The 26,821-nt window shown below is 58.5% G+C and carries 23 protein-coding genes, 1 tRNA gene and 1 pseudogene; 7 read left to right on the top strand and 18 right to left on the bottom strand.

Annotated features, from left to right (window positions below):
- Positions 1 to 83: 83 nt before the first annotated feature.
- Both HMPREF2129_RS08120 and HMPREF2129_RS08115 read left to right on the top strand, forming a co-directional pair.
- Positions 84 to 1,424 carry a nicotinate phosphoribosyltransferase gene (locus tag HMPREF2129_RS08120; protein ID WP_034665275.1) on the top strand — a complete coding sequence of 447 codons (1,341 nt, stop codon included), beginning with the start codon at positions 84 to 86 and terminating at the stop codon, positions 1,422 to 1,424.
- Between the two features lie 9 nt (positions 1,425 to 1,433).
- A complete protein-coding gene (locus HMPREF2129_RS08115; RefSeq protein WP_052093032.1) occupies positions 1,434 to 3,446 on the top strand; it encodes an ATP-dependent DNA helicase in 2,013 nt (670 codons plus the stop codon).
- 23 nt (positions 3,447 to 3,469) lie between these two features.
- On the opposite strand, the gene HMPREF2129_RS08110 is transcribed toward HMPREF2129_RS08115, so the two are convergent.
- The 9 genes and pseudogenes from HMPREF2129_RS08110 to ykgO all read right to left on the bottom strand — a co-directional run bounded on the left by HMPREF2129_RS08110 (position 3,470) and on the right by ykgO (position 14,454).
- The gene (locus HMPREF2129_RS08110; RefSeq protein ID WP_034665272.1) at positions 3,470 to 4,231 is read right to left on the bottom strand and encodes a peptidyl-tRNA hydrolase; all 762 of its coding nucleotides are present in this window, start codon (positions 4,229 to 4,231) and stop codon (positions 3,470 to 3,472) included.
- Positions 4,231 to 5,481, bottom strand: a complete 1,251-nt coding sequence (serB, locus tag HMPREF2129_RS08105; RefSeq protein ID WP_084576698.1) for a phosphoserine phosphatase SerB — start codon at positions 5,479 to 5,481, stop codon at positions 4,231 to 4,233. Before serB ends, HMPREF2129_RS08110 begins: the two co-directional genes overlap by 1 nt.
- Before the next feature lie 110 nt (positions 5,482 to 5,591).
- Positions 5,592 to 7,301, bottom strand: coding sequence for an aa3-type cytochrome oxidase subunit I (ctaD, locus tag HMPREF2129_RS08100; RefSeq protein ID WP_034665269.1), 1,710 nt, complete (start codon positions 7,299 to 7,301; stop codon positions 5,592 to 5,594).
- 393 nt (positions 7,302 to 7,694) lie between these two features.
- Complete coding sequence (gene nrdF, locus HMPREF2129_RS08095; protein ID WP_034665267.1) at positions 7,695 to 8,699, bottom strand: class 1b ribonucleoside-diphosphate reductase subunit beta; 1,005 nt, start codon at positions 8,697 to 8,699, stop codon at positions 7,695 to 7,697.
- Between the two features lie 47 nt (positions 8,700 to 8,746).
- Positions 8,747 to 10,897 (bottom strand): class 1b ribonucleoside-diphosphate reductase subunit alpha, encoded by a 2,151-nt coding sequence (gene nrdE, locus HMPREF2129_RS08090; RefSeq protein ID WP_034665264.1) that lies wholly within the window; start codon positions 10,895 to 10,897, stop codon positions 8,747 to 8,749.
- Positions 10,898 to 11,138: 241 nt separating this feature from the next.
- Positions 11,139 to 11,564: pseudogene (gene nrdI / locus HMPREF2129_RS08085) on the bottom strand (class Ib ribonucleoside-diphosphate reductase assembly flavoprotein NrdI); the annotation flags it as partial.
- A 68-nt stretch (positions 11,565 to 11,632) separates the two neighbouring features.
- The gene (gene nrdH, locus HMPREF2129_RS08080) at positions 11,633 to 11,866 is read right to left on the bottom strand and encodes a glutaredoxin-like protein NrdH (protein ID WP_034665261.1); all 234 of its coding nucleotides are present in this window, start codon (positions 11,864 to 11,866) and stop codon (positions 11,633 to 11,635) included.
- Positions 11,867 to 12,213: 347 nt separating this feature from the next.
- Entirely contained in the window at positions 12,214 to 14,187 is a 1,974-nt protein-coding gene (locus HMPREF2129_RS10675; RefSeq protein ID WP_198021544.1) for a vWA domain-containing protein, read from the bottom strand.
- 144 nt (positions 14,188 to 14,331) lie between these two features.
- On the bottom strand, positions 14,332 to 14,454 hold the full coding sequence (gene ykgO, locus HMPREF2129_RS08070) for a type B 50S ribosomal protein L36 (RefSeq protein WP_034665258.1): 123 nt from the start codon (positions 14,452 to 14,454) through the stop codon (positions 14,332 to 14,334).
- 197 nt (positions 14,455 to 14,651) lie between these two features.
- Here ykgO and nadE point away from each other — a divergent pair, with 197 nt between their 5' ends.
- Positions 14,652 to 15,488: an ammonia-dependent NAD(+) synthetase gene (nadE, locus tag HMPREF2129_RS08065; RefSeq protein WP_034665255.1), complete on the top strand. Its 837-nt coding sequence runs from the start codon at positions 14,652 to 14,654 to the stop codon at positions 15,486 to 15,488.
- Here nadE and HMPREF2129_RS08060 read toward each other — a convergent pair.
- The gene (locus HMPREF2129_RS08060; RefSeq protein WP_034665252.1) at positions 15,485 to 16,246 is read right to left on the bottom strand and encodes a fructosamine kinase family protein; all 762 of its coding nucleotides are present in this window, start codon (positions 16,244 to 16,246) and stop codon (positions 15,485 to 15,487) included. The genes nadE and HMPREF2129_RS08060 overlap by 4 nt on opposite strands.
- Positions 16,227 to 16,718 carry a methylated-DNA--[protein]-cysteine S-methyltransferase gene (locus tag HMPREF2129_RS08055; protein WP_034665250.1) on the bottom strand — a complete coding sequence of 164 codons (492 nt, stop codon included), beginning with the start codon at positions 16,716 to 16,718 and terminating at the stop codon, positions 16,227 to 16,229. The genes HMPREF2129_RS08060 and HMPREF2129_RS08055 overlap by 20 nt, the downstream gene beginning before the upstream one ends.
- A gap of 64 nt (positions 16,719 to 16,782) precedes the next feature.
- Here HMPREF2129_RS08055 and HMPREF2129_RS08050 point away from each other — a divergent pair, with 64 nt between their 5' ends.
- Positions 16,783 to 17,460: a hypothetical protein gene (locus HMPREF2129_RS08050; RefSeq protein WP_156959262.1), complete on the top strand. Its 678-nt coding sequence runs from the start codon at positions 16,783 to 16,785 to the stop codon at positions 17,458 to 17,460.
- A gap of 8 nt (positions 17,461 to 17,468) precedes the next feature.
- Positions 17,469 to 18,002: a hypothetical protein gene (locus HMPREF2129_RS08045; RefSeq protein ID WP_034665246.1), complete on the top strand. Its 534-nt coding sequence runs from the start codon at positions 17,469 to 17,471 to the stop codon at positions 18,000 to 18,002.
- A 340-nt stretch (positions 18,003 to 18,342) separates the two neighbouring features.
- On the opposite strand, the gene HMPREF2129_RS08040 is transcribed toward HMPREF2129_RS08045, so the two are convergent.
- From HMPREF2129_RS08040 to pgm, 5 genes are all read right to left on the bottom strand, one after another.
- Positions 18,343 to 18,942 (bottom strand): hypothetical protein, encoded by a 600-nt coding sequence (locus HMPREF2129_RS08040; protein ID WP_034665244.1) that lies wholly within the window; start codon positions 18,940 to 18,942, stop codon positions 18,343 to 18,345.
- 303 nt (positions 18,943 to 19,245) lie between these two features.
- Positions 19,246 to 19,318: transfer RNA gene (locus HMPREF2129_RS08035), tRNA-Ala, on the bottom strand.
- Positions 19,319 to 19,435: 117 nt separating this feature from the next.
- Positions 19,436 to 20,203, bottom strand: coding sequence for a DsbA family protein (locus tag HMPREF2129_RS08030; protein WP_232218128.1), 768 nt, complete (start codon positions 20,201 to 20,203; stop codon positions 19,436 to 19,438).
- Positions 20,204 to 20,251: 48 nt separating this feature from the next.
- The gene (locus HMPREF2129_RS08025; RefSeq protein ID WP_373277162.1) at positions 20,252 to 20,728 is read right to left on the bottom strand and encodes a MauE/DoxX family redox-associated membrane protein; all 477 of its coding nucleotides are present in this window, start codon (positions 20,726 to 20,728) and stop codon (positions 20,252 to 20,254) included.
- Positions 20,729 to 20,776: 48 nt separating this feature from the next.
- A complete protein-coding gene (pgm, locus tag HMPREF2129_RS08020; protein WP_034665238.1) occupies positions 20,777 to 22,438 on the bottom strand; it encodes a phosphoglucomutase (alpha-D-glucose-1,6-bisphosphate-dependent) in 1,662 nt (553 codons plus the stop codon).
- A 118-nt stretch (positions 22,439 to 22,556) separates the two neighbouring features.
- Here pgm and HMPREF2129_RS08015 point away from each other — a divergent pair, with 118 nt between their 5' ends.
- Positions 22,557 to 22,901: a CrcB family protein gene (locus tag HMPREF2129_RS08015; RefSeq protein ID WP_232218127.1), complete on the top strand. Its 345-nt coding sequence runs from the start codon at positions 22,557 to 22,559 to the stop codon at positions 22,899 to 22,901.
- Positions 22,898 to 23,341, top strand: a complete 444-nt coding sequence (locus tag HMPREF2129_RS08010; RefSeq protein WP_052093026.1) for a FluC/FEX family fluoride channel — start codon at positions 22,898 to 22,900, stop codon at positions 23,339 to 23,341. The genes HMPREF2129_RS08015 and HMPREF2129_RS08010 overlap by 4 nt, the downstream gene beginning before the upstream one ends.
- 13 nt (positions 23,342 to 23,354) lie before the next feature.
- Here the strand turns inward: HMPREF2129_RS08010 and HMPREF2129_RS08005 are convergent, their stop codons facing one another.
- Positions 23,355 to 25,922, bottom strand: coding sequence for an ABC transporter permease (locus HMPREF2129_RS08005; protein ID WP_034665236.1), 2,568 nt, complete (start codon positions 25,920 to 25,922; stop codon positions 23,355 to 23,357).
- Positions 25,922 to 26,683 (bottom strand): ABC transporter ATP-binding protein, encoded by a 762-nt coding sequence (locus HMPREF2129_RS08000; protein WP_034665289.1) that lies wholly within the window; start codon positions 26,681 to 26,683, stop codon positions 25,922 to 25,924. Before HMPREF2129_RS08000 ends, HMPREF2129_RS08005 begins: the two co-directional genes overlap by 1 nt.
- Between the last annotated feature and the right edge of the window lie 138 nt (positions 26,684 to 26,821).

The following is a 26,821-nucleotide window of genomic DNA, read 5'->3' as shown; positions in this document are numbered from 1 at the left end:
CAAGAATACTAAACATCTCAATCTCTGAACGGTCCGGACGAGTGCTGGCCCCACTCGCAGCCCCTACGACTAGTGTTGTGTGCATGACACAGCCCGAGTCCGCATCCACGTCCCAGCAGCCGTCGACAGCTTTCTTGACGGATATGTACGAGCTGACCATGCTCGATGCCTCCATGAAAGATGGCACCCATTCGCGTGAGTGCGTCTTTGAGGTTTTCGGGCGCAAGCTGCCCAATGAGCGCCGTTACGGCGTTGTCGCTGGCACTGGTCGCCTAATCCAGGCGGTGCGAGATTTCCGTTTCACCGAAAACCAGATCGCCACCGCCGATTTCTTGAGCGAAGAGACGAAGGACTACCTGCGTAACTACCGCTTCACCGGACAGATCGACGGCTACAAAGAAGGCGAGCTGTACTTCCCGTACTCCCCCATCCTGACGGTGCGCGGCACCTTTGCGGAATGCTGCATTCTGGAAACAGTGATCCTGTCCATCCTCAACGCTGATTCCGCCGTAGCTACCGCCGCTTCCCGTATGGTCACCGCTGCTGATGGCCGCCCGATCATGGAGATGGGATCGCGCCGCACCAATGAGCAAGCCGCCGTCACCGGTGCACGCGCTGCTTACATCGCTGGATTTTCCTCCACCTCCAACATGGAGGCATCCCTGCGCTACGGCATCCCCGCCGCCGGCACCGCTGCCCACGCGTGGACCCTCTTGCACACCAACGCTGATGGCACGCCGAATGAGAAGGCTGCTTTCAAGGCACAGATTGAATCCCTCGGAGTGGACACCACCTTGCTGGTGGACACCTATGACATCACCCAAGGCGTCATCAACGCCATCGAGGTCGCTGGCACCGAACTAGGTGGCGTGCGCATTGACTCGGGCGACCTGGGCATCATGTCGCGCCGGGTCCGCGCACAACTGGATGACCTGGGTGCATACAACACCAAGATCATTGTTTCTTCTGACCTGGATGAGTTCACCATCGCCGGTCTGCGGTCCGATCCGGTGGATGGCTACGGCGTGGGTACCTCAGTTGTCACCGGTTCCGGCGCCCCCACTGCCGGCATGGTGTACAAACTCGTTGAGGTGGACGGAGTGCCCGTGGCCAAGCGTTCAACCGGTAAGCAAATGAAGGGTGGCGCGAAGGGGGCTGTGCGCACCTACCGCGGCTCCGGTGTTGCCGTGGAAGAAATCGTGTACCCGCTGAATAACGTGCCGGAAAATCCGACCACTCTGGATTACCGCCAGCTTGTCGTTCCGCTCATGCGTGACGGGGAGATCGTCGATGGGTTGGATGACCTTGAAGCTACCCGCACCCACCTGGCTAAGCAGCGCGAAACCCTGCCGTGGGAAGGTCTCGCGCTGTCGCGGGATGAACCTGCCATTCGCACCCGCTTCATCGGTTTCCCGGAAAGCTAGCGGGGACGAGTGGGCACGGAGAAAGACACCAAGGACACGAAAGCCAGCGGCCAGGACCCGCTGTCGCTGAGCACGCAGGAGCTCCTTGCCGCCGCGGTGGAAGCCCTTGGCGGGGCGGAACGTCCGGGGCAGGTGGCCATGGCGGAGGCAGTGACAAAGGCCCTCACCAATGAGCGTCATCTTGCTGTGCAGGCTGGCACGGGTACGGGTAAGTCGCTGGCCTACCTCGTTCCCGCGATCCGCCACGCGCAGGGCACTGATACGACAGTGATCGTGTCCACGGCCACGTTGGCGCTCCAGCGGCAGTTGGTGGAGCGCGATCTTCCGCGTCTCGTCGAAGCGCTTGACCCGCTGCTCTCGCGCACGCCGACCTTTGCCATTCAGAAGGGGCGCTCGAATTACCTGTGCCTGAACAAACTGGCGGTGGATCCGCAGCAAGATGAAGCGCTCATCGATGAAGAAGATGTCTCCTGGCTCGGCCGCCACATCAAGCGCGTCTACGAGTGGGCAGATGAGACGGAAACCGGCGACCGTGATGATCTTGAGCCGGGGGTGCCGGATCAGGCGTGGCGTCAGCTGTCCGTGACGGCCGCGGAGTGCGTCGGAGCCACCCGTTGCCCGCACGGCGAGGAGTGTTTCGCCGAGGCCGCTCGCCGCCGCACGCAGGACGTGGACATCGTTGTCACTAATCACGCCTTGCTCGCCATTGATGCGATGAGCGACATTAATATTCTGCCTGAGCATAGTGCCGTTATCATCGATGAGGCCCACGAGCTCGACGGTCGCGTCACCTCCGTAGCCACGAATGAAATCTCCGCGCGCGCACTGACCCTCGCCGCACGCCGCGCCGGCAAGCTCAAGGCCAAGACAGAACAAAGCAAGCTTGAATCGCTTATCGACGATTTCACAGCCGTCCTCGCCCTCGAAACCCCCGGCCGCTGGAAAACGATCTCTGATCCTGCCCGCGCATCCTTCGCCGGTGTCCGTGACGCCCTGTGGCGCACTCGGGATGCCATCTCCCGCGGGCCCGAGGGTGAAGCGACGAATGACCCGGAAACCTTCGCTGAACGCGAAAACCTCAAAAACCACCTGGGTGAGCTGCACGATTCCATCGTTCGCATCCTCGAAGTTTTTGATGAGCCAGATCCGTCCAAGCACGTCGACGTGGTGTGGTTGACCCGCGTGGAACGTTATTCCGACACCTCCGATTCGGTCTCTGTGGCTCCACTATCCGTATCCACTCTGCTGCGGGACAACCTCTTCGGGGAACAAACCGTGGTGCTCGCCTCCGCCACCTTGACCGTGGGCGGTAATTTCCGCGCCATGGCCTCTGCCTGGGGCCTGCCCAACGGCAGCTGGGATGCCTTGGATGCTGGCACCCCCTTTGATCCGCGTCGGGCCGGCATCCTCTACGTGGCCAAGCACCTTCCCCCACCAGGCCGGGATGGCTTGAGGGAGGACACCATCACAGAGATGGCCGAGCTCATCACCGCGGCGGGTGGGCGGACGTTGGGCCTATTTTCGTCCAAACGCGCCGCCGTCGAGGCCGCCGACACACTACGCAAGAAACTTCCCGTCGACATTCTCGTTCAAGGCGATGATTCCATCGGCGCGCTAGTGAACAAGTTCGCCGCGAGTGAAAACGTCTGTCTCTTCGGCACACTCAGTTTGTGGCAGGGCGTAGACGTCCCCGGGAAGTCCCTCTCCCAAGTGATCATTGATCGCATTCCCTTCCCCCGCCCGGACGATCCCCTCCTCCAAGCCCGTTCCAACGCTGCTGATGCCGCGGGATGCTCCGGCTTCATGGAAGTCTCCGCCACCCATGCTGCCCTGCTGCTCGCTCAAGGAGCAGGCCGCCTACTGCGCAGCACCAGCGACCGCGGCGTGGTCTCCGTTCTGGACAGCCGACTGGCCACGAAACGCTACGGCCAATTCCTCCGCGCCTCTCTGCCGGACTTCTGGGAGACCACCGACCCAACCGTCGTGCGCGAAGCTCTCAAACGCCTGGTGTCCGCTACGTAACTTCAGCTTTGCTTGCGGGGGTTCTATCCCCCGAAACTCCCGGGATATGCCGCTGCCGTGACAGACCCCGGTGCTACTTCCGTGAAACCTGCGTCCTGCACCTCAACGGTTGCCTCATCTGCAATGACCTGATTGAAAACGTCGTCCGGCAACTCATGCACCACCAGCGGGAAGCCAGCCTCAACCCACGCGAGCACCCAATCCTCCCCCATCGCCGCCGCCAACAGCATGGAGGCATGGCCAGCCTGGGCTGCGGCTTTGCCAACGGACATCCCCAACGAATCGGCGATGATCACCGTGGGCACCGATGAAGCGATAATCTCCTCTGCCGTGGGCACCTCCCCGCCCTCATGCGGTAGATCTGTTCCTTTGATCTGCAGCTTCGCAATGTCATGCGGAACATCCCCGACCGCGGACGGGATGAAAGCCCGCGCTTGGGCGGTGCCATGCGTAGCGCTGCAGCCCCGCAGTGCCTGCACATGCTCCCAACTCGCACCACGGGCACGCCGCGCGATCTTCCGGATGCGGTGGCCATACCAACCTGCCAGGGCATCACGCCACTCGCCCTCACACCCCGCACGCGGATCCAAACACACCGCCACGACGGCCTGGGCTGACGCGGCGAGTAAGTCCCCACGATTCGGCGGATCCTGCTTCGGAATGTGCAGAGCAATTTGCATCGCCTGCACCGTCGCTGGGTCCGCCGGGTCCTCACTCCCCCGCGAAGGCTCCGCCATTACGGAGTGGAGGGTCCGGTAGGCGTCGATAAGTAACTGGCCCGACATTAATCGAGCGCAACCTTACCGTCGATACCCTGCTCTTCATTGAGCACATCAATCTCATGGCGCGGCACACCCATGATGTACAACACCGAGTCAAGGAACGGGTGGTTCACCGAAGTATCCGCGACCTCACGCAGCGCCGGCTTCGCGTTAAACGCAATTCCCAGACCCGCGGCCGTGAGCATATCAATGTCATTCGCACCATCACCCACCGCAACCGTCTGTGACATGCGCAAGCCCGAATCCGCGGCGAACTCAGCCAAGAACTCAGCCTTCGCTTGCCTATCCACGATCTTCCCAATCACCCGGCCCGTCAACTTCCCGTCAACGACCTCCAGCGTATTCGCCCGGACATAGTCCAAGGCAAGTTCCTCCGCCATCGGCTCCAGAACCTGAATGAACCCGCCGGACACAACCGCCGTGCGGTAGCCCATCTGTTTCAGAGTACGAATCGTCGTGCGCGCACCCGGGGTAAGAACAATATCCCGCGCCACCTCATCCAAAACCGACGCATCAAGACCCGCGAGGGTGGCCACACGCTCACGCAACGACTCCTCGAAGTCAAGCTCACCACGCATTGCACGCTCCGTCACTTGAGCGACCTCGGCCTCGCGTCCCGCATGCGCCGCAAGCATCTCAATGACCTCGCCCGTAATCAACGTGGAATCACAATCAAAACACACCAAACGCTTCGAACGGCGCGCAAGACCAGAGCGCTCAATCGCAATATCCACGCCCAAACCAGAGGTCAACTCCGCCAGCGCCTGGCGCACCGTGTGGCTTACCTCATCACCAGTCCCAGGAATGGTGATAGACAGTTCCAAGCCCGTCACTGGATAATCAGAGATCCCCCGAATACGGTCAATATTCGCCCCGAAATCCGCCAAAGCGCGACCGATTTCCGAGACCGCCTCCGCCGTCACCGGATCCCCCAACACCACCACAACGTGCGTGGAACGCTTACGCTGCGGGGACAGCTTCTCCTCTTCCGTATCAATGCGCACCGTGTGATCCGACAGCTCCGGCGCCGACTCCAGGTCACGGCGCAGCGCGTCCATCATCGACAGATTCACACCAGCAAAAGCCGCCAAGGCAAGGTACCCACGGAACTGGGCCTGCTCCACATCAAGCAACTGAACGCCGTGCTGCGACAACACTGCGAAAAACGCCGCGGTCACACCTGGGCGGTCTGCGCCCGTCAACGTGATGACGGCCGATTCAAGTCCGGGCTGAAGGCTCACCTCATAAGTCATGAGATTGAAACTACCCCACGACAGCACGAAGCCCCATTCCACCAACCATGTGGAATGGGGCCTCGATCAGGAGTCACGCTACAGCACCCCTAGGGTGCTGGGCTTAGCCCTTAGGCGTCGTGGTGGCCCGTGTGAGCCTCCCGACGCATGGCCTCAACCATGTGTGGGTGGTGCAGCTCGAAGGCCGGACGCTCAGAGCGGATACGTGGCAGGGAATTGAAGTTGTGGTGCGGCGGCGGGCAAGTCGTTGCCCACTCGAGAGAGTTGCCGTAACCCCACGGATCATCAACAGTGACGATCTCACCGTAGCGCCAGGACTTGTACACGTTCCAGATGAACGGCAGGAAGCCGATACCCAGGATGAAGGAACCAACCGTGGAGATCTGGTTGAGCAGCGTGAAGCCGTCAGTGTCCAGGTAGTCAGCGTAGCGGCGCGGCATGCCCATGTTGCCCAGCCAGTGCTGAACCAGGAAGGTCATGTTGAAGCCGATGAACACGAGCCAGAAGTGGATCTTGCCCAGACGCTCATCCATCATGCGACCCGTCATCTTCGGGAACCAGAAGTAAATACCAGCGGTGGTGGCGAACACAATGGTCCCGAACAGGGTGTAGTGGAAGTGAGCAACCACAAAGTAGGTGTCAGAGAGCTGGAAGTCCAGCGGCGGAGAAGCCAGCATAATACCGGTCAGACCACCAAAGAGGAACGTGAACAGGAAGCCCATGGACCACAGCATCGGAGTCTCAAACGTCAGGTGACCATTCCACATGGTGCCCACCCAGTTGAAGAACTTCACGCCGGTCGGAACAGCAATCAGGAACGTCATGAACGAGAAGAACGGCAGAAGAACCGCGCCGGTCACGTACATGTGGTGCGCCCACACAGCCATGGACAGGCCACCAATAGCCAGAGTTGCGAAGACCAGGCCGATGTAACCGAAGATCGGCTTACGAGAGAAGACCGGAATGATCTCGGAGATAATGCCGAAGAACGGCAGTGCGAGGACGTACACCTCAGGGTGACCGAAGAACCAGAACAGGTGCTGCCACAGGATGGCGCCACCGTTAGCCGGATCGTAGATGTGGCCACCAAGCTTACGGTCATACAGGACACCGAGAGCAGCTGCGAGCAGCAGCGGGAAGATCAGGAGCGCCAGGATTGACGCAACGAAGATCGTCCAAGTGAACACCGGCAGACGGAACATCGTCATACCCGGTGCACGCAGGGTCAGAACCGTGGTGACCATGTTGATAGCGGAAGCAACGGTACCAATACCGGTTGCGCCCACACCCATAATCCACAGGTCAGCGCCAACGCCCGGGGTATTGATTGCGTCCGCCAGTGGCATGTACATGGTCCAACCGAAGTCAGCTGCACCACCCGGGGTAGCAAAGCCAGCAAGCATTGCGATAACACCGACGGTGGTGATCCAGAAACCAAAGGCGTTCAAACGTGGGAACGCAACATCCGGCGCACCGATCTGCAGCGGCAGGATGAAGTTAGCAAAACCCCACACCATCGGCGTACCAAATGCCAGAAGCATCACGGTGCCGTGCATGGTGAACAGCTGGTTGAACTGCTCATTGGAGAGCAGCCGCAGACCCGGGTTGAAAAGCTCAGCGCGGATCAGCAGTGCCATGAGGCCACCGAGGAAGAACCAAATAAAGGACGTAATCATGTAGAAAATGCCCAGTTGTTTGTGGTCCGTGGTGGTCATGAGGTCCCAGAAGCGGGTGCCTTTACGTGCCTTCCCGGTTGGTTCTGGCCGGGAAGGTGCAACATTCGCGGCGTCATTATCGAGCCGCGGTGCTACAGCAGTCATTCGTTTCCTCCTGATTATCATGCTCAGCCACACAACGGACCGGCAGGTTTTCCGGACCGCACCTATAGCCCAATTTCCTCTGCAGCCTCCTTTTAGGGGGGCTGCAACGTTCTAGCCATAGATAGAGCGCAGCTAATACCGCTTCATCTTATCCCCCAACCGCAGTGAAAAGCCAGACATGCTTCAGCTTCCCCTCATCCACGCCCCTAATCGCGAGAACACGGCACTCTGGCCGGACACGATTGGCTTTTGGCCTGGCCATTCGGGCACTTTCACCGTATATTTTCGTCCCTTTCTTGTGTCTTTACACCGGTCCCACTAACCCCAGAATAGGTAGAGCCAAAGACGGCCCCGCGTGTTGAGCTTCACGCGGGGCCGTCAGGCAATTGTCAGTTAGAAGTCCCAGTCATCATCCTGAGTGTCTTCGGCCTTACCGATGACATAGGAGGAGCCGGAACCGGAGAAGAAGTCGTGGTTCTCATCTGCGTTCGGGGACAGGGACGCCAGGATCGCCGGCGACACGCGCGTCTCATCCACTGGGAATAGGCCCTCGTACCCGAGGTTATTCAGAGCCTTGTTGGCGTTATAACGCAGGAAGCGTTTGACGTCTTCGGTCCAGCCCAGCGGATCGTAGATATCCTCGGTGTACTGGCACTCGTTGTCATAGAGGTCATAGAGCAAATCGAAGGTGTACTCCTTCAGCTCATCCTGACGCTCCTGCGATTCCTGACGCACAGCCTGCTGGTACTTGTAGCCGATGTAGTAACCATGCACTGCCTCATCACGAATGATCAGGCGAATGATGTCAGCCGTGTTGGTGAGCTTGGAGTGCACCGACCAGTTCAGCGGCAGGTAGAAACCCGAATAGAAAAGGAAGGACTCCAGCATTACGGAGGCAACCTTGCGCTTCAGCGGATCATCACCCTCGTAGTAGTTCAGGATGATCTTGGCCTTGCGCTGCAGGTTTTCGTTTTCCTCGGACCAACGGAAAGCATCATTGATAGCTGGCGTATCCGCCAACGTCATGAAGATGTTGGAATAGGACTTCGCATGGACAGACTCCATGAACGCAATATTGGTGAGCACTGCTTCCTCATGCAGCGACGTCGCATCTGGCAGCAACGACACAGCACCGACCGTGCCCTGAATCGTGTCCAAGAGCGTCAAGCCGGTGAACACACGCATCGTCGCGGTCTTCTCTTCATCCGTCAGCGTGCGCCAACTCGGAATATCGTTAGACACTGGAATCTTCTCTGGCAGCCAGAAGTTACCAGTCAGTCGGTCCCAGACCTCCAAGTCCTTTTCGTCAGGAATGGAGTTCCAGTTAATGGCCTTCACCGGCTTGTCATGCTCAGCTAAGTACGCGTCGTACTCATGCGTTTCAGTCACGCAGATCATCCTCTCGTAGTGCGAAAAGCAGGGGGTTTAATTCGTCGAAAAGCAGCCTAGAGCATGCAGGACACGCAGCCCTCAATCTCAGTTCCTTCCAAAGCCATCTGGCGCAGACGGATGTAGTACAGCGTCTTGATGCCCTTGCGCCAAGCGTAGATCTGCGCGCGGTTGAGATCACGCGTGGTCACCGTGTCCTTGAAGAACAAGGTCAGTGACAGGCCCTGGTCTACGTACTTCGTTGCCACCGCGTAGGTATCGATGATCTTCTCGTACCCAATTTCATAGGCATCCGTGAAGTATTCGATGTTCTCGTTATCCATGTGCGGCGCCGGGTAGTACACGCGACCGATCTTGCCTTCCTTGCGGATCTCGATCTTGGACGCGATCGGGTGGATCGACGAGGTCGAGTTGTTGATGTAAGAGATCGAACCGGTCGGCGGAACTGCCTGCAGGTAACGGTTATAAATACCATCCCGAGCCACATCAGCCTTCAGCTGCGCCCACTCTTCTGCGGACGGCGGCGCTGCGTTGGACTTAGCAAAAATCTCCTGAACATTTTCCGTCTTCGGCTGGAAGTCCTCCGGGTTGTAGCGGTCAAAGAACTCACCGGTTGCGTACTCAGAACGCTCAAAGCCGTCGAAGGCCTGCCCCGTTTCCACCGCAATCTTGTGGGAAGCCTTGATGCACTCATACATCACAGTGGCGAAGTAGGCGTTGGTAAAGTCCAAGCCTTCCTCCGAGCCGTAGTGAATGTGCTCACGCCCCAGGTAGCCGTGCAGGTTCATCTGGCCCAAACCAATGGCATGGGAAGCATCATTGCCCTCACGCACAGAAGGCACCGAATCGATGGACGTCTTATCGGCCACCGCCGTTAGACCACGGATGGCGGTCTCGACCGTCTTGGAGAAGTTATCCGAATCCATCGCCATTGCAATGTTCAAGGAACCCAAGTTGCAGGAAATATCCTGGCCCAGCTCCTTGTACGTCAGATCATCATTGAGCACAGACGGAGTGTTCACCTGGAGGATCTCGGAGCACAGGTTGGACATGTTCACGCGGCCGATCTTGACCGGGTTCGCCCTGTTTGCCGTGTCCTCGAACATGATGTACGGGTAGCCGGACTCGAACTGGATCTCCGCAATCGTCTGGAAGAACTGGCGGGCGTTGATCTTAGACTTGCGAATACGCGGATCTTCCACCATTTCCTCATACTTCTCCGTCACTGAAATGTCAGCGAACGGAACGCCGTAAACGCGTTCGACGTCGTACGGGGAGAACAAGTACATGTCATCATTGCGCTTTGCCAGCTCAAATGTGATGTCCGGGATAACCACGCCGAGGGAGAGCGTCTTAATACGGATCTTCTCATCCGCGTTCTCACGCTTGGTGTCCAGGAAGCTCAAGATGTCTGGGTGGTGGGCATTGAGGTACACCGCGCCAGCACCCTGGCGGGCACCGAGCTGGTTGGCGTAGGAGAAGGAATCCTCCAGCAGCTTCATCACGGGAATAACGCCAGAAGACTGGTTTTCAATGCGCTTAATCGGCGCACCCGATTCACGGATATTGGATAGCAGCAGCGCCACACCACCGCCGCGCTTGGACAGCTGCAGCGAGGAGTTGATCGCACGGCCGATGGATTCCATATTGTCCTCAATACGCAGCAAGAAGCAGGACACGAGCTCGCCACGCTGCGCCTTACCGGCATTCAAGAAGGTGGGGGTGGCTGGCTGGAAGCGACCCGTCATAATTTCGTCGACAAGCGCGGAAGCAAGCTCCTCATTGCCGTCAGCGAGGAATAGCGCGGTCATGGACACACGATCCTCGAAGCGCTCCAGGTAGCGGCGCCCATCAAACGTCTTCAGCGTGTACGAGGTGTAGTACTTGTATGCGCCCAAGAAAGACTGAAAACGGAACTTGTAGGAGTACGCACGCTTGAACGTGGACTTTACAAAATCCCAGTCATACTGCGCGATGACCTCGGGCTCGTAGTACTTGTTCTCCACCAGATAATCCATCTTCTCTTCCAAGTCATGGAAGTAAACGGTGTTCTGGTTCACGTGTTGTAGGAAAAACTGGTTGGCTGCTTCCCGGTCCTTGTCAAACTGGATCTGGCCGTTCTCGTCGTACAAATTTAAAAGCGCATTTAGCGCGTGGTAATCCAGCTGATCTTCCGTATTCACCGGCTCGGCGACGGTCTTTCCCATTGATGTGGACGCAGTGGACACAGCAAGTGGCCTTTCTTCTTAGTTCTTCTCGGGGACGGCTTAGTTCAAGCCGGTGTTGAGTTATGGAGTTATTTTGGACGAATTAAAACTTTGAAATTATTGACGTGTGTGCCGTTTATACCGCCTGGTAGCGTTCACGCAGCCGGGCAAGCCTCTCCGCATTCTCATTCGCGGGTTGCGCCTTGCGGCGTTCAAGCGCCGCCTCTTCCTCCGCAGTCAGCGGGCCAAGCCCCAACTCTGCGGCCTGTTCAAGCAGGCAGTCGCGCACATGTTCAACGTCAGCTTCCGTGCCCATGAGCTCGAAGCGGTACAGATACGGCTTGCCGGTCTTCGCGGAAATCACATCCCCAGCCAGGCAGAAATCCGGCCCGAAATTCGAGTTCCCCGCGGCAATCACGCCACGCAGAAGACCACGGTTGTGCTCATTGTTAAGAAAACGGATCACTTGCGGTGGCACTGGCCGGGAATTCACACCCTTAACCAAGGAAGCTCCGCCACCATACGTCGGACACAAAAGCACATAAGGCTTATCGACGACAAGCTCCCCCTCCAGCTTCCGCAACGGAATCCGAGCCGCAGGCAACCCCAACTTCTCTACAAAACGAGCCGTGTTGCCCGTTGCAGAGGAGAAGTAGACCACCAACATCTGCACAAACCCTTTTCTACTAGGTCAAGCCGCCAACAAGTGGCGGCTTGATAACAATGAGCGGAAGCTTAAGCAGCGCTTTCCGCGAGAGTACGGATGCGGTCCGGGCGGAAGCCCGACCAATGAACACCGTCAACCTCAACAACTGGGGCCTGTAGGTAACCCAGTGCCATGACGTAGTCACGTGCGGAGTCATCCATGGAAATATCCACCGTGGTGTACTCCAAACCAGCGCGGTCAAGCGCCTTCTTGGTTGCATTGCACTGAACACATGCGGGCTTGGTGTAGAGAGTGATGGACATGACCGCGAATCTCTTTCTGTGATGCGACAACTGACGGGACAGCTGACAAAAAATTAACCATTTTCTTCACTTCCCCAACGGGAAGCGAACACTTGGCAACACTATACGTTGTGCCATATTCTAGCAACCCATACTACATATAGTAGTTACACGAATGATATTCGCAGGACAGCGAAGTAAAATAACCTACATGTAGTTCCCTCGGGATGCTTGAAGCGTCAAAAAAGTCTTACATTGATGAAATTTCACCGGAAATATTTTTCGCCCCTCCCCCCGAAAAGACCCCCCACACCCCTGTTTCACCAGGAATGAAGAGGGTCCCTTTATGCGCGTGGCTACGTAACCTTCTATTTGCGGCGTAGCACCGCGATCAATGCAACGAGTGCCGCGAGCAGCACCACGATGCCGGCACCAACTGCCACCATCACCATGTTCTTAAGCCCGAAACCACCATCGCCAGACTCATCCTGCGCTTGGACATCCGAATCGTCTGACTTATCCGACTTCTTCTTGTCAGTCCCCGGCGGAGTATCACTCGGCTCCGGACCATTCTTCTCCGTCGGACGCCACTTCGGCCCATCAACCTTCTTCCCCACGACATCAAAGGCAATCTCAAAGGGCTGCTCAACACCCATGATGTCATCCTCATCTCCCTGGGAGAGAGCAACTCCCACAAGGTAGTAGCCCGCATAGCCACTCTCACGCGCGTTGCTGTCCTTGTAACTATTTCGGAAATCCACCTTGTCACCAACAACGGCGCCTTCCTCCGCTTCATCGTAAAAAATAAGAGAATCAGAGCCATGGTCTATACGGAGCGGTGAATACAAATTGATGTTGAGCGTCTCAGCCGCTTCACGTTCGGATATCCCCGTGCGCACATTCACTACAGGTTGCTGCCCGTATTCCACCGGGATCTTGTAAAAGCGATACTCACCCGGTACAAGCGCATCACTATAGGCACCAGGCTTCACCTCAGTCGCCTGAGCGAAACTCGGCCCACCCTTCACCGGGGTCACATCATTGAAATCAAGCGACGGGCTGTCCTCATCAACCGTCTTCTCACCAGGCTCTGGATACTTGGCCTTCTCAGAATCATCAAGAATCGGCTCGAAGTTAATCTCTAACTCCACATCAGCCTCAGCGCCAGACGTCCCCTCGTCCCGCGCCGCGCTGAGCAAAGAGAACTCCGTGGGCACAATCCACTCCTGTGGGTCACAGTCCTCACGGCTCTTTTCCGGGTCGATCACCCGCACCGCCGGCTCAGGCGGAAGAAAACCCGAACCATACGTCGAACCCGCGCCAAGGTCAGAAGCCAGCGCGGCACGACAATTCTCAACCGGATTCAATAGGTTACCGCCCAAGACATGCAGGTTCGCTTCCCTGGCACGGCCGCTTGCTGCACGCTGCGGAATGATCGCGGTGCTCACAATCGCACGATGCCCCTCGGGAATAGCCAACTTGAAAAAATGATCCGCTCCATGTCCGCCAGAATGTTCCCTCTTCGGCACATTCACCTTGGTGCGGTAGCGGCCCTCACCCAACCACTTCGCATCCTCCGGGGTATCCGCATACTCAAACCACGTACCCGCCGTCTGATACGTCTCCGCATCACGCTGCGCCAAAAACTTCAACGACTCAGCCAAGGACGCTGAATCATCCGCCTCCATGAAATCGCCGCCAGAAACCCGAGCGACGCACTCAAGCTCCTTACGAGCCTCCTCATCAGTCTTAAACCCAACCGTATGAATCGTCAGATCAACACCCTCACCCGCAAGCTCCTTAGCCACCTCACACACCGGCGGTGGTGCACACGTATCAATACCATCTGACACCAAAATGATCGTCCGCTCGCCATCGTCCCCCAACTCCTTGGCAGCAGCACGCAAAGAATTACCAATCGGCGTATACCCACTCGGAGTCATCTCATCAATCTTGCTATTCAACAAGTCCCGATCAAGCTTGCCCACAGGCACCAACGTCTCAACATCCTGACACCCGCGCGCATGATCCTCAGGCGCATTCGACACCCTCATCCCGTACGCCAACAGCCCCAAATTCGCCGAATCCGGCAAATCATTCACCAACTCATGCGCCGCCTTCTTCGCCGCATCCATACGAGTCCCACCATCAACATCCGCATCCAACATCGAACCAGACGCATCAACAATCAACGCAGCTTTACTGCCACTCGCCCCCTGGGCAACGGCAACGCCCGGTGCAACGAATCCCCCCACGAGTAAAAGAGCGGCTGCGGCAAGAACTCCCACGAAGCCGTATACGAAGTTTTCTCTAGCTTTCATCATCATGGTCCTGACAGTCATCGGGCAAAAGTATGCAAAAATCATTGGGTTTCATTGTGCTTCAGATCACACACGGTTTCAATGCATTTTGTGTTACGAAAGCATAAAACCCCGCCACATAGGATTTATCCCATGTGGCGGGGTAAGAACTAGAAGCTGAACGCTTTAGCCCTGGCGAGCCTTGAAGCGCGGATCCTTCTTGTTGATCACGTAGACCTTGCCACGACGACGCACAACCTGAGCGCCCGGCTTATTCTTCAGCGACCGAAGGGAATTACGGACCTTCATCGGGCGCTCCTTTCTGTGTCTAGCCGCCCTAGCCGCCGCCCATCACAGAGCAACTGCCAGTACGTTTTGGATTAAACGGAAGAATCCTCTTCCGCGACTCCACCCACCGGAATAATGCCCGGTCAGGGCGCAGCCGTACAACGGGGGACAATGTTACCTGACCATTCCGCGCGCGCCAAACCGCTAGAGTGGCAGCTATGTCTGTGAGGGATAAAGGTTTGCAGAAAGAGATCGTCGACAAGCTTGGTGTGAAGCCTACTATCGACGCAGTCGCGGAAATCGAGTCACGCGTTGATTTTCTGGTGGACTATCTGCGCACAACACGGGCGGCGGGTTACGTCTTGGGCATCTCCGGCGGTCAAGACTCCACGCTCGCGGGAAAGCTGGCGCAGCTCGCGGTGGAAAAAGCCCGGGATGAAGGCCTGGAGGCGCAGTTCGTAGCCGTGCGCCTCCCCCATGGTGTGCAGGCCGATGAGGATGATGCGCAACTGGCGCTGAACTTTATCGCGCCCGATGAAACCGTGACTGTCAACATCGAACCCGCCACCACCGCCATCTCAACAGCGGTAGCAGAGGCACTCGGGATGGAGCGTCTTGGCGATTTCAACAAAGGCAACGTCAAAGCCCGCATGCGCATGATCGCACAGTACGCCATCGCTGGCGAGCGTGGCCTGCTCGTCGTGGGCAGTGACCATGCCGCGGAAAACGTCACCGGGTTCTTCACCAAACACGGCGACGGTGCTGCCGACCTCATCCCCCTCGCCGGCCTAAACAAACGCCAAGGTGCCGCCATGCTTCAGCACCTCGGTGCTAACCCGCGCCTGTGGGAGAAGGTGCCCACCGCTGACCTGGAAGAAGACCGCCCGGCCCTCCCGGATGAGGACGCACTCGGGGTGACCTACCAGCAAATCGACGACTACCTCGAAGGCAAGCCCGTCGACGACGCCGCCGCGCAACGCCTGGAACATCTGTGGCGCATCGGCCAACACAAACGGCATCTGCCGCCCGGTCCGGCAGAGACCTGGTGGCGCTAGCCAACCACGTGCAGTGTCCCCTCCGCCACCCTGACCAGCGCGGAACCGTAACTTGGGCCATGCGTGTACGCGTGCACGGCGAGTGGATGAAGCTGATGAATAGGGATGCGCGCCTCCCAGTCACGGCCAAGTTCGCCGCCGGCGGTTAGGTAGCCTTCAACGATCTCGCTCAGATGTGGTGCCCCGAACAATTCGAGCATCGCAATATCGGTCAGTGGGTGCCCGCCGTGCGCGGCCGGATCGATGAAGCGTGGTCCGGCAGTGGAAAAGAGCAGGTTCCCCGCCCACAGGTCGCCGTGAAGGCGGGCGAGCGGCGCATCCTCATCCTCAACAAGGAGCGCATCGCAAGCTCGCTTTACCGCGATCAATCCTTCCCCGTCCAGGTTTCCCCGCCGGTGCGCCTTCACCGCAAACGGCAGCACGCGTTGGGTGGTATAGAACTCGGCCCACCGTGTCGTCGATAAGCAATCTTGGCGCACTCGGCCGATGAAATTGGGGCCGTCCCAGCCGCCAGACGGGGCACCGAACGCATCGGCCCCCATCGCGTGGATCGCGGCGAGCTCCTCCCCAGCCCGGCGCGCGGCTTCCGCGGTTGGCCGCGCGGTATCAACGTGCTCGATGGTGAGGGTGTTCGCTTCCTCGTCGAGGGCAAGGACCTCCACCACTGCGTCGGAACCTTCGCGCAGCCAGCGCAAATAGGCGGCTTCTGCGGCCGCCGCTCCCGGCGCGCTGCCGTGTTTAATGAATACCTGCGACATCGATGCCCTCCAACTCAAGTAAAAACCGTTTTGCTTCCGCGCCACCGCGATACCCGCCGAGAGTGCCGTCCGCCCGGAGCACCCGATGGCACGGCACGAGAAGCGGTAAAGGATTATTCGCGCACGCACTCCCCACCGCCCGCACCGCCTTGGGGCTACCCGCCTTCTGGGCAAGCTCGCCATACGTGACTGTCTGGCCGAAGGGCACCTGGGCGAGCTCGCGGAGTACCTCCGCCCGGAAACCTGAAACAAAGCGGAAGTCGAATGGCACGGTGAATTCACGCCGGCGTCTTGAGAAATATTCAGTCAGCTGCTCCGTCACCAGCAACGACTGCTCGGCCTTTGGGAATCGTGCGCGATTAACCTCGAGGTCATCGACCTCAAAAAGAACCTTCACCACCCCTTTCGGAGAAGCAAGAACACCGATCTGCCCGATCGGCGAAGCAAACTCCTGGAAGTGCACATCATCCATGCCCTCCAGAGTATCGCGCCCCTCCCCGCTCCTTCCATGCAGAAAAGTTGTTATTGTGGCGGACATGAAAAGCGCGAAAGTAGCCTACGTCACACTCTCCGCTGTCACTGCTGCGAGCGTAGTGCTCACTGCCTGCTCTACCGATGACGCTACCGATGAAGCTCCCCTGAGCACTCAAGCAACAACGACTACGACGGAATCGCCGACAAGCACGACCACATCTTCCTCCGCAGACACCGAAGATTTGAACAGCTACGACGGTTTCTACACCAACGACTTCTACACTGCGCTCCACAAACTCCCCGGGCTGGAACAAAGGAGCGGAGAGAGCAACCCGAAAGACTACTCAACCGAAGCCGAGCTCCTGAACAACGATGAAACACTTCGCGTGCTCAGCTTCATCTACATCCCGAAGGTTGACGGCGAATACCAACCCATCACACCTACCTCCGATAAAGGCCTCCAGCAGGCGTACGACAGCGCCGTCGACGTCTTCAACGATGAAAACTATGAATTCAAAGAAACCGAACACGACACTGCTAACTTCACATGGCAGTGCGTCGAGGCCCAAGACGCACAAAACGGGAACATCGACTATGACATCTGCGTAACCGCGTTCGCCGGCCGCGTCATCGAAGCCCAACGCCAAATCCTCACCGAAGACCGCGACGACAGTGATAAGAAGCTCGACAAACTACTTAATGACTTTGACGATGTCCTCTCGGACATGAAACGACGGTAGGAGCCGCCATGTTCTCCTTCTTCAAGAAGAAAAGCTCACCCGAAGTTGCCCCCGAACAGGCAGTAGAAATTCCACCATTCGACTTCACCAGTGCCATTCCATCAGGGTGGGGCATACACGTAGGGGGCGACTTTATGGACTGGCCCAAGGCCACCCCCATCGAGTCCTTTGACCAGCTGCGCCACCTCATTGAGACACACTCATGCGGCGACGGCCTGTTTTCCATCGTCAACACGACGAAGACCTATGCCAGCCCAAAAGAGGTCTTCAAAGCGCGCTTCGATGGCAGCTTGCCGCCGCGGGCACACGCCTCGCAGCTCTACCCCGGTAAATGGGACATCACTATCGACGACGACCAAAAACGCAAGCTGAAATTCGGTGAACCGGGCATGGGGGCCGCAACGATGCCCTTAGTAAGCACCGAGAACGCCACCCTCATCCTGTGCTCATTCGTCCGAGAAAACGGCGCGATCCCGGAGCTGCCTCACCTGACCGCCACGCGACCGAAGCGCGAGAGCTCCTCGGGCGGCATCTACCTATAGGATTCTAAGCAACGAAACCCACGAAACGGTAGGTAACTTATATGCCTGCATTACAGATCCCTGCGATGAAATATGGTCCGCCCCTCACTGTCTTCCAAGCCTATGGCCGACGACAGTGTGCCCCGATGACGAAACCCGACAAACACGCCTGAGATCGGTCAGATAAAGCCGCTGTACCACACGTACGTCTTGACAAGAGCAATATTTCACCCAATTTAGCCCCGCTAGGAGGCGTTCGCGTCAGCCGTCTAACTCTCATCAATCGCACCGGAGTTGCCAGTGGGCAAAGGACACTCACCGAACCCGTGCAATCGGACTGCTGCCGACGACAACACGATCGCTAATCGTCGATCGCCCGTTCCAATTCCGCCGAGAGACGGCAAAACTCGATCGCCTGCAATTCGCTCATCTCCACGTCTGCATACTGGTGAACAATCTGGTTACGCATGATATTTAGCTGCGTAGCTGCGTTTGCTTGTTTAGTATTAAGCACGCCAACTTCTTGCGCTTCTCGGATCAGGCTGCCCATCGGCTGCAGGCGATCTCGACCCTGCGATGATTGGGGAATCTCTCGATGCACACCCTCCATACGCCGGCGCAGTACCGACTCAAACCGTGCTGCACTCGCCAGTGTGGCCGCTGCAGGATCTATGGCAGCAATCTCCGCGAAGCCCTTTAATGAAGCAACCCCCAGCGGACCAGTTTGATCTGTACCAGGCGCTGACGGCGACATGGACTGCTTGACACTGTCTAGTCCGGAGTCGATCTTTCGGGTGGTTAACTTGACGCTGCTCGGCCCTGCCTCAATTTGCTCTACGTTCTTTGGATCAAGAAGCTGTCGCAACGATCCTTTTAATAGCCAAACCACGAGAAGAATCGAGATTGGCCAAGCAATATGCCCAGCCAGATCAACGAATATTTCACCCCACTCGATTCTCATGATGAAGATGCTAACAATGTTTCACTGAATGCAAATCCAAAATAAGGAACACGCGTGGACTATGAATCAGCTGGAGCTGGTTATTCCTGATCATTCAGCGCATCAGAGGCTCATTCTGTTCGCTGCTAAGTCAGCTTGGGTCCTTGGACGGTGAGGGCAGGTAGCACAGTCTCTCCACTGCCCCTTTCTAGAATTCACGATATTCTAGATTTCGCACTCACCGACGAAACCTGTCGCACCGGGACAACCCATCGCAAGTTGAACGAACCCACGCCACCATCAGGCGGAGCAGTTTTAATCTTGTGGAGCTAACGGGATTCGAACCCGTGACCCCCACACTGCCAGTGTGGTGCGCTACCAACTGCGCCATAGCCCCATAGCTTCGGCGAACCAGGTTATAGGCCTTTGTCCGCCGAGCGACTCCGATCAATATACACCCGCGAACAGGCGAGACCAAAATCGCTTGCTCGCTGCGGTTTTAAGAGCTGCGGTTTTAAGCGAAGAGGTCGTCGATCCAGTTGGCAAGGGGATCGGAGGGGACATCCTTGCCGTCGACAAGCACGCGTGGAGACGACAGATCACCGGTCTTATCCACGAGATCCTTCGCATTTGCTTCGCCCATCGCCTTGGCGCGGTCGGTGTACTCGCCGTTGCGGATTGCCTCAACCGCGCCCTTGGAAGCACCGAAGTCGTGCGCAAGATCCGCCAACGTGTCGTTGTCCGCGGTGGCGTAGAGGTTCTGCTGCTGCTCCATCAGCGCCTTGCGGAGGTTCCAGTACGCCTCAATTTCACCCTTGTCAGCCAGGGCAAGCACCGCAGCAAGAGCGCGCGTGGAGTGGCCAGCGTTGTACTGGTCGCCGGTACCGTCAAGGAAGATCAGCGGGTGCAAGTTCACGGTGAGTTCACCGGCTTGGATCTTGGCCAGCATTTGATCATCCGTGTTCACCGCCAGCTCACCGCAGTAATGGCAGGAGAAGTCCTCGTAGAGGCCGGCTTCCTTCGCACCATCAGCGTTGTCGCCGCTCAGAGTGATCACGTTATCTGCAAGTGACAGGCTCACCCCATCGACCTTCTGCATGTTTTCCGCAATACGGTCAGCCTGAGCGCCACGGCCGTTGTACACGATGAGACCGATCACCAGCGCACCGATGAGTATCAACGCAGCCATCGCCGCCCAGAAGCCTTTGCTTCCCGACGAATTCGGGTTTGTCACCGACCGCGAAGCACCTTTAGTCGCATTCGGCTTAGAAGAGGAAGTCACAGTACATCACCTTAATACTCAGTGGTCGAACTATTTTACCAAGAAAGTTTAGGGGTACAGCGCGAATTTTTTAAACGGGCGGTAGATCATGAACAGAGTGACTGCTGTAAGGCCCACGTCGCGTGCAATCGCCCAGAGCAAATCCGCCGGGGAGCTATCAGGGTTCGACCCGAAGCACCCGCAGTCAATTTGCAGGCCACGGCTATAGGCGGACGCCAAGCCGATGATAAACAACAGAAGCACCACCACGGAAACCCAGCCAGTCGGGCGCAGTTTGATCCCCAGCAGAAGGAGGAGCCCGCCGGCGATTTCAAGCGGACCGATCAGACCAGCCAGCAGATGAGACCAGTACGGGGTGAAAATCTCGTACGCCTCAATGCTCTGCGTGGTCAGAAGCCGGTTGCCCAGTTTGGTCACCCCTGCATAGATCCACATGAAGGCCAGCCCAAACCGGGCAACTGCAGAAAGCACGTCGAGTACACGGTCGCGCGTAGGGGCCACGGGCGCATCCTGTTGAATCGTCACCTAGATAACATTAGCCGAAAGTAGGGGGTCTTCGCGTGCTGTTCCCCCCTATCGCTCGCCTAGTACTGCGCTGACAACATCCTGCGCTTCTTTTTGAACCTGCTCCAAATGCTCCTGCCCTTTGAAGGACTCTGCATAAATTTTGTACTTGTCCTCCGTGCCCGACGGGCGGGCGGCGAACCAGGCGTGTTCCGTGGTCACCTTGAGGCCACCAATGGCGGCACCGTTGCCGGGTGCTTCGGTGAGTTTGGCGGTGATCGGGTCGCCCGCCAACGTCGTGGCGGTAACCTGCTCGGGCGAGAGCTTCTTCAGAGTGGCTTTCTGTTCACGGTTCGCTTCTGCGTCCGTGCGCGCGTAGACCGGTGCTCCGAAGGTCGCCTCAAGCTCCGCATAGCGTTGCGATGGCGTCTTGCCCGTCACCGCAGTGATCTCTGAGGCCAGCAGGTCCATGATCAGGCCGTCCTTGTCCGTGGACCACACCGTGCCGTCTTTGCGCAGGAAGGATGCGCCGGCGGATTCTTCACCGCCGAAGCCCACGGAGCCGTCGATGAGCCCCGGCACAAACCACTTGAAACCAACCGGAACTTCAACGAGCTTGTGGCCGAGCGAGGCGACCACGCGGTCAATCATCGAGGAGGACACCAACGTTTTCCCCACCGCCGTATCCGTCGCCCAGCCCTCACGGTGCGCAAACAGGTACTCGATGGCCACTGCCAGGTAGTGGTTCGGGTTCATCAGCCCCGCATCCGGGGTGACAATGCCGTGGCGGTCCGCGTCAGCATCATTACCGGTAGCGATGTCGTACTTATCGCGGTTAGCCACCAAGCTGGCCATGGAGTTCGGGGAGGAGCAGTCCATGCGGATCTTGCCGTCCGTATCCAATGTCATGAACCGCCACGTGGCGTCCACCTGCGGGTTTACCACGGTGAGGTTCAGGCCGTGCGCCTCCGCGATAGCACCCCAGTAGTCCACCGAGGCCCCACCCATCGGGTCAGCGCCGATGCGCAGGCCGGAAGACCGGATCGCATCAATGTCCACAACATTGACCAGGTCAGCCACGTAGTTCTGCATGAACGCATGCTTGCCTGCTCGCTCATCCAGCACACCGCTGACCGGAGTGCGCTGCACGCCCTCAAGGCCCTGCGCGAGATACGCGTTCGCGCGGGCGGCAATCCAATCCGTCGCATCCGTATCCGCCGGACCACCCGACGGCGGGTTGTACTTAAAGCCACCGTCGCGCGGCGGGTTGTGGGATGGGGTCACCACAATGCCATCCGCACGCTGAGGGTCCGTACCGGTCACACCGCCGGCTAGGGAAGCATTGTGCGCCAGGATCGCGTGGGAGACGGCGGGGGTGGGAGTGTAGCGCCCTGCGTCGTCGACAAGCACGGCAATGTCATTCGCAATGAGCACCTCGAGCGCCGACACCATCGCGGGCTCGCTCAAAGCATGCGGGTCGCGCCCAATGTATACGGGGCCACCGATATTATTCGCGCGACGGTAATCCACGATCGCCTGCGTTGTCGCCCAAATATGCTGCTGGTTAAACGCATTATCTAAGCTCGATCCACGGTGACCCGACGTACCAAACACCACCTGCTGGTCCGGGTCATGCGGATCAATCTCGCGCGTGTAGTAGGCGGTAACCACCTCCGCAATATCAATGAGATCTTCCGGGCGGGCGGGTTGGCCGGCTCTTTCGTGTGCCATGCTTACTCCTTATGCGGTCGTGCCTATCCGTCTGCCCCCATCTTCCCCCGCTTTGCTCAACTCCGCCACGTGAGACTTCCATTTACGGCGGTGGGGGTGGGTACGTTACCGTGTACACGTGTTGAATACTGCGCTCAAGGAAGGCCTCGCTATTGGTTTCGGCGCGTCTTTCGGTGCGCTTGCACGTTTTGCGTTCACGCCGCTGATTGCGCCGGAGCCGCCGGCGGAGATCATCATCATCTTCATCATTAACTTCATCGGCTGTTTCCTCATGGGCCGCTTCGACCCGGGCCCGTTTTGGGGGCGCGGGATGATCGGCGGGTTCACCACGTTTTCTGCTGTGTCCTTCCTGGCCATGCAGACCAGCGCCCTGCACGCCTTCATGTACATGGCAGGCACCATGGTCGTGGGCCTCGCCGCATGGGAGCTTGGCAATGCTTTTCGACGATCGGTGGCCCCATGACCCCACGCACCCCCCAATTCTTAGGCCCCGACGGCGTTGTTGGCTCTCACCTACGCGAAGCGTTGAGCACTGGTGATGGCACGCGCACGATCTTCTTGTTGTTCGTGCTGGTCGGTTTCGGTGCTTTTCTCGGTGGACTGACCCGCTGGGCGTTAAGCGTGGCACTGAAGGGCGCTCCCGGGACGTGGGCCGCCAACCTCATTGGCTCTGCTGTCCTTGGGTTCTCTGCGGCGATGCCGGCCATGTGGCCGGCCTTTTTGGGAGCTGGTTTCGGCGGGGCCGTGTCCACCCTGTCCACCATGGCTAAAGAAATGGGCCAGATGGTGGAGCAGAAACAGTGGTGGCCACTGCTGCGCTACACCACCCTGACCTGTGTGGCCGGTGTGATTGCGGCGTGGTACGGCCTCAGGGTGGGTTTGCAGCTCATTCCGGCCTTCTAGTTCTTTCGCCCGCTTATTCTGCGATGGCATCCAGCGGTGGCGTCTTCGCTGCGCGCTGCGCCGGCCAGAGCGCCGCAACAACACCCACAACGAGCGAGCTGACCAACATCACAGCAAGCAAAACCCATGGGTAGGCAATATTCGACAGGCCTTGATCCTTCAGCACCGTCAGGAACGCCCAGCCCAGCGCGAGGCCAGTGAGCACGCCGAGCAGCGCACCGAAGACCGCGATCTGCACGGATTCCAGAATGATCATGGTCCGTACCTGGCGCCGCTGTGCACCGACGGCGCGCAGCATGCCAATCTCCTGACGGCGCTCAATGACAGAGAGCGTGAGGGTGTTGATGATGCCCAGTACTGCAATGACCACCGCCAGCGACAGCAGCGCATACAGGATGTACAGCATCTGGGTGATCAGCTGCTTGGCTTCCCCACCAAATTCATCCGGGGTGCGCACTTGGACGATGATGCTGTCTTTCACCGCCTTCTCCACGTTGGCGCGGAGAGTATCTTCGTCCACGCTGCCATCGCTGTTGGCGCCGACCATGAGGATGGTCTCCTGGTCAGGGCGCACCAGCTTTTCTGCCGTCGCCCGAGAAATCACAAAGGATTCCAAAATGTTGGACTTGCCGAAGATGCCCTTCACCTCAGCCTGCACAGGCCCGCCTTGGCTCAGCGATGAGCCCAGCGGTGAATCAACGTCCACGACATCGCCAACCTTAAGGGCGTGCTCTTTCGCATACGCCTCAGGCAGAACAACGCCACCATCCGACAAATCCGATGTGCCGTCGACCATCTCAATGACTGTCAGGCGGCCCGGATCGCCATTCATCACGTCGCTGACCTTCATTGGGCCCATCTCGTAGGCAGCTTTGCCATTAATGGTCAGCGGTGCCTGCGCATACGTGATCACATCGCCCACGCCGTCGGCTTCTTCCACCTTGCCCGGCACATCACCTGGAACGGGGAAAGCACCGAACTGGGGACCGTACATAAGAAGATCAGCGGTGACCTCGTCTTCCAGGATGTCGTCCACCGACCGCTGCATAGTGGTTCCCAGCATGCCAAACGCCGTCACCAGCGCCACGCCCAACATCAGCGCAAACGCCGTAGCCGATGCACGACGGGGATTTCGTTTCGAGTTCGTCGCAGCCAGCGAGCCCACCGCTCCAAACGGCGCACCAATCCCCTTGCCCAGCACAGGCACGATCGGCAGAGAGAGCGCTGGCCCCGCCAAAAACAGACCGATGATCGCCGACACCGCGGCACCACCAACGAGTCCCGCGCGTGGCCCCGTTGAGCCCTCCTCCCACAGCACACCCCATGCGGCCAAACCAACGCCGATCAGGAGCAACGCCACGCCGACCAGAGTACGAGCCTTCAGCGGTTGCGGAGTCGAGGACTCACTCGACCGCATAGCCTCCACCGGCTGCACCCGCCCCGCGCGCCGCGCCGGAGCCCACGCTGAGGCCACCGTCACCAGCGCACCCACAACGATGGGCACCACGACGGCCGCAACAGACAGGCCCCAGCCCGCCCCGGGCAGCTCCATGCCTTGGCGTTCCATAACCACGCGAATCACCGCGACCAAACCCGCACCAGCCAGCACGCCAAGCGCCGATCCAATCACGCCAACAAGCGCAGCTTCCACAACCACGGACCGCGTAATCTGGCTTTTCGACGCCCCCAACGCCCTCAACAGCGCAAACTCCTTCGTCCTCTGCGCCACGATCATCGAGAAGGTATTAGCGATGAGGAACGTACCAACCAACAGGCCCACGAGGCCAAAAGCGATAAGGAAGTAGCTGACGAAACTGAGGGCGTTGCGGATTTCTTCAGAGGCTTCGTCGGCAAGCGTCTGGCCCTCCTTGACCTCATACTCCGGGAACTTCTCCGCGAGGTGCGCAGTGAGCTGTGCGGGATCGACCCCCTCCTTCGCACTGACCGAGAACCCGGGAACCGTCCCGTGCGCGGCATAAAACTTCAGGTAGGACTCTTCCGGGATGCGCAGTGTCAGCGACATCCCCTGGTCCAGCTCATTGGTATACAAACCAGTGACCTTCATCGTCTGAGTGGCCTGGGTATCCACGACAATGAGCTCATCACCGATGCCGATCCGATATTTAGCGGCGCCCTTAGCATTCACCATCGCCTCACCAACGGCCTTGGGTGCACTACCATCGACGACCTCCGGGACCGACCCCACCGCGTCCTCCGGCGGGTAGTAAATGTGCACCTCAGAAACACCAGCGCCTGTTTGGTACGCATTGCGGTCGCTGTCCGCGACGACAACTGCCGTGCGACCGCTGATGTTGACCTTGTTGACGTCTGGGTCGGCTCCGATAGCGTCTCGAAGCTCCAGCGGCACCGGGGCACCCTGCTCCTGTCCACGCACGACCGCATCATCCTCAGCGAATGCGCTCGCGACAGCCGAGTCAAAGGTTTTGCCCAACATCGCGGTGAACATCAGCGAGCCGGCAATGAACGCGGTACCGAGCACCACCGCCAAGACCGTGAGCGCGAGACGTAGCTTATGATCTGCGACATTACGCAGCGACACCTTCGTTAAAGCGCTACTCATTAGCCCTCGATCCCGGACATGGTGGACAGGATGCGCTCCATCGTCGGGTCATACATCTCATCGATGATGTTGCCGTCCGCGAGGAAAACCACGCGATCAGCGTACGACGCCGCCCGTGCGTCATGCGTCACAATGACCACCGTCTGCTCATCCCCATCCACCGCCGCGCGCAGAATCTCCAAGACCTCGCGGGAGGAATTCGAATCCAGGTTGCCCGTCGGCTCATCCCCGAAAATGATCTCTGGACGGCTCACCAACGCCCGCGCACAGGCCACCCGCTGCTGCTGCCCGCCTGAAAGCTCACTCGGACGGTGGCTCAACCGATTGGACAAGCCGAGACGCTGCGTGATCTCGTCGAACCATGCCTGGTCAATCTGCCCGCCGGCAATATCCGTGGGCAGGGTGATGTTTTCCGCCGCAGTGAGCGTAGGAACAAGGTTGAAAGACTGGAAGATAAACCCCAGCCGGTCGCGCCGCAACGCCGTGATCTCCTTGTCATTGAGCGTAGCTAGATCCGTATCCCCAATGAAGGCCGAGCCCCCGTTGAAAGAATCCAGACCGGCCATCGCGTGCATGAGCGTCGACTTACCTGAACCACTGGGGCCCATGATGGCAGTGAACTGGTTTCGCGCGAATTCAACGCTGACCCCATCCAACGCTGTCACCTGAGTGTCCCCGCTGCCATACGTCTTCACCAGCGACACCGACCGGGCTGCGACGCCCTCTTTCAGGTCATTCTCAACAATTCCACGATGGCCCACAGCGCTCACTTGTCCTGTCTCTCGGGTCTCCAACAACGGCGCGAACGAGCACGCCACGATGTTCTTGCTACGAGAATAGTGGAATAGCAAAAATTAACGCGGCACCCGTTTTGTGGTGGGTGCCGCGTTGGGTTATGT

It is taken from the genome of Corynebacterium tuscaniense DNF00037, from assembly GCF_000759055.1.
Lineage (GTDB): Bacteria > Actinomycetota > Actinomycetes > Mycobacteriales > Mycobacteriaceae > Corynebacterium > Corynebacterium tuscaniense.
The sequence above is the reverse complement of the archived record's forward strand: the minus strand, read 5'-3'. Positions and strand labels throughout refer to the sequence as shown.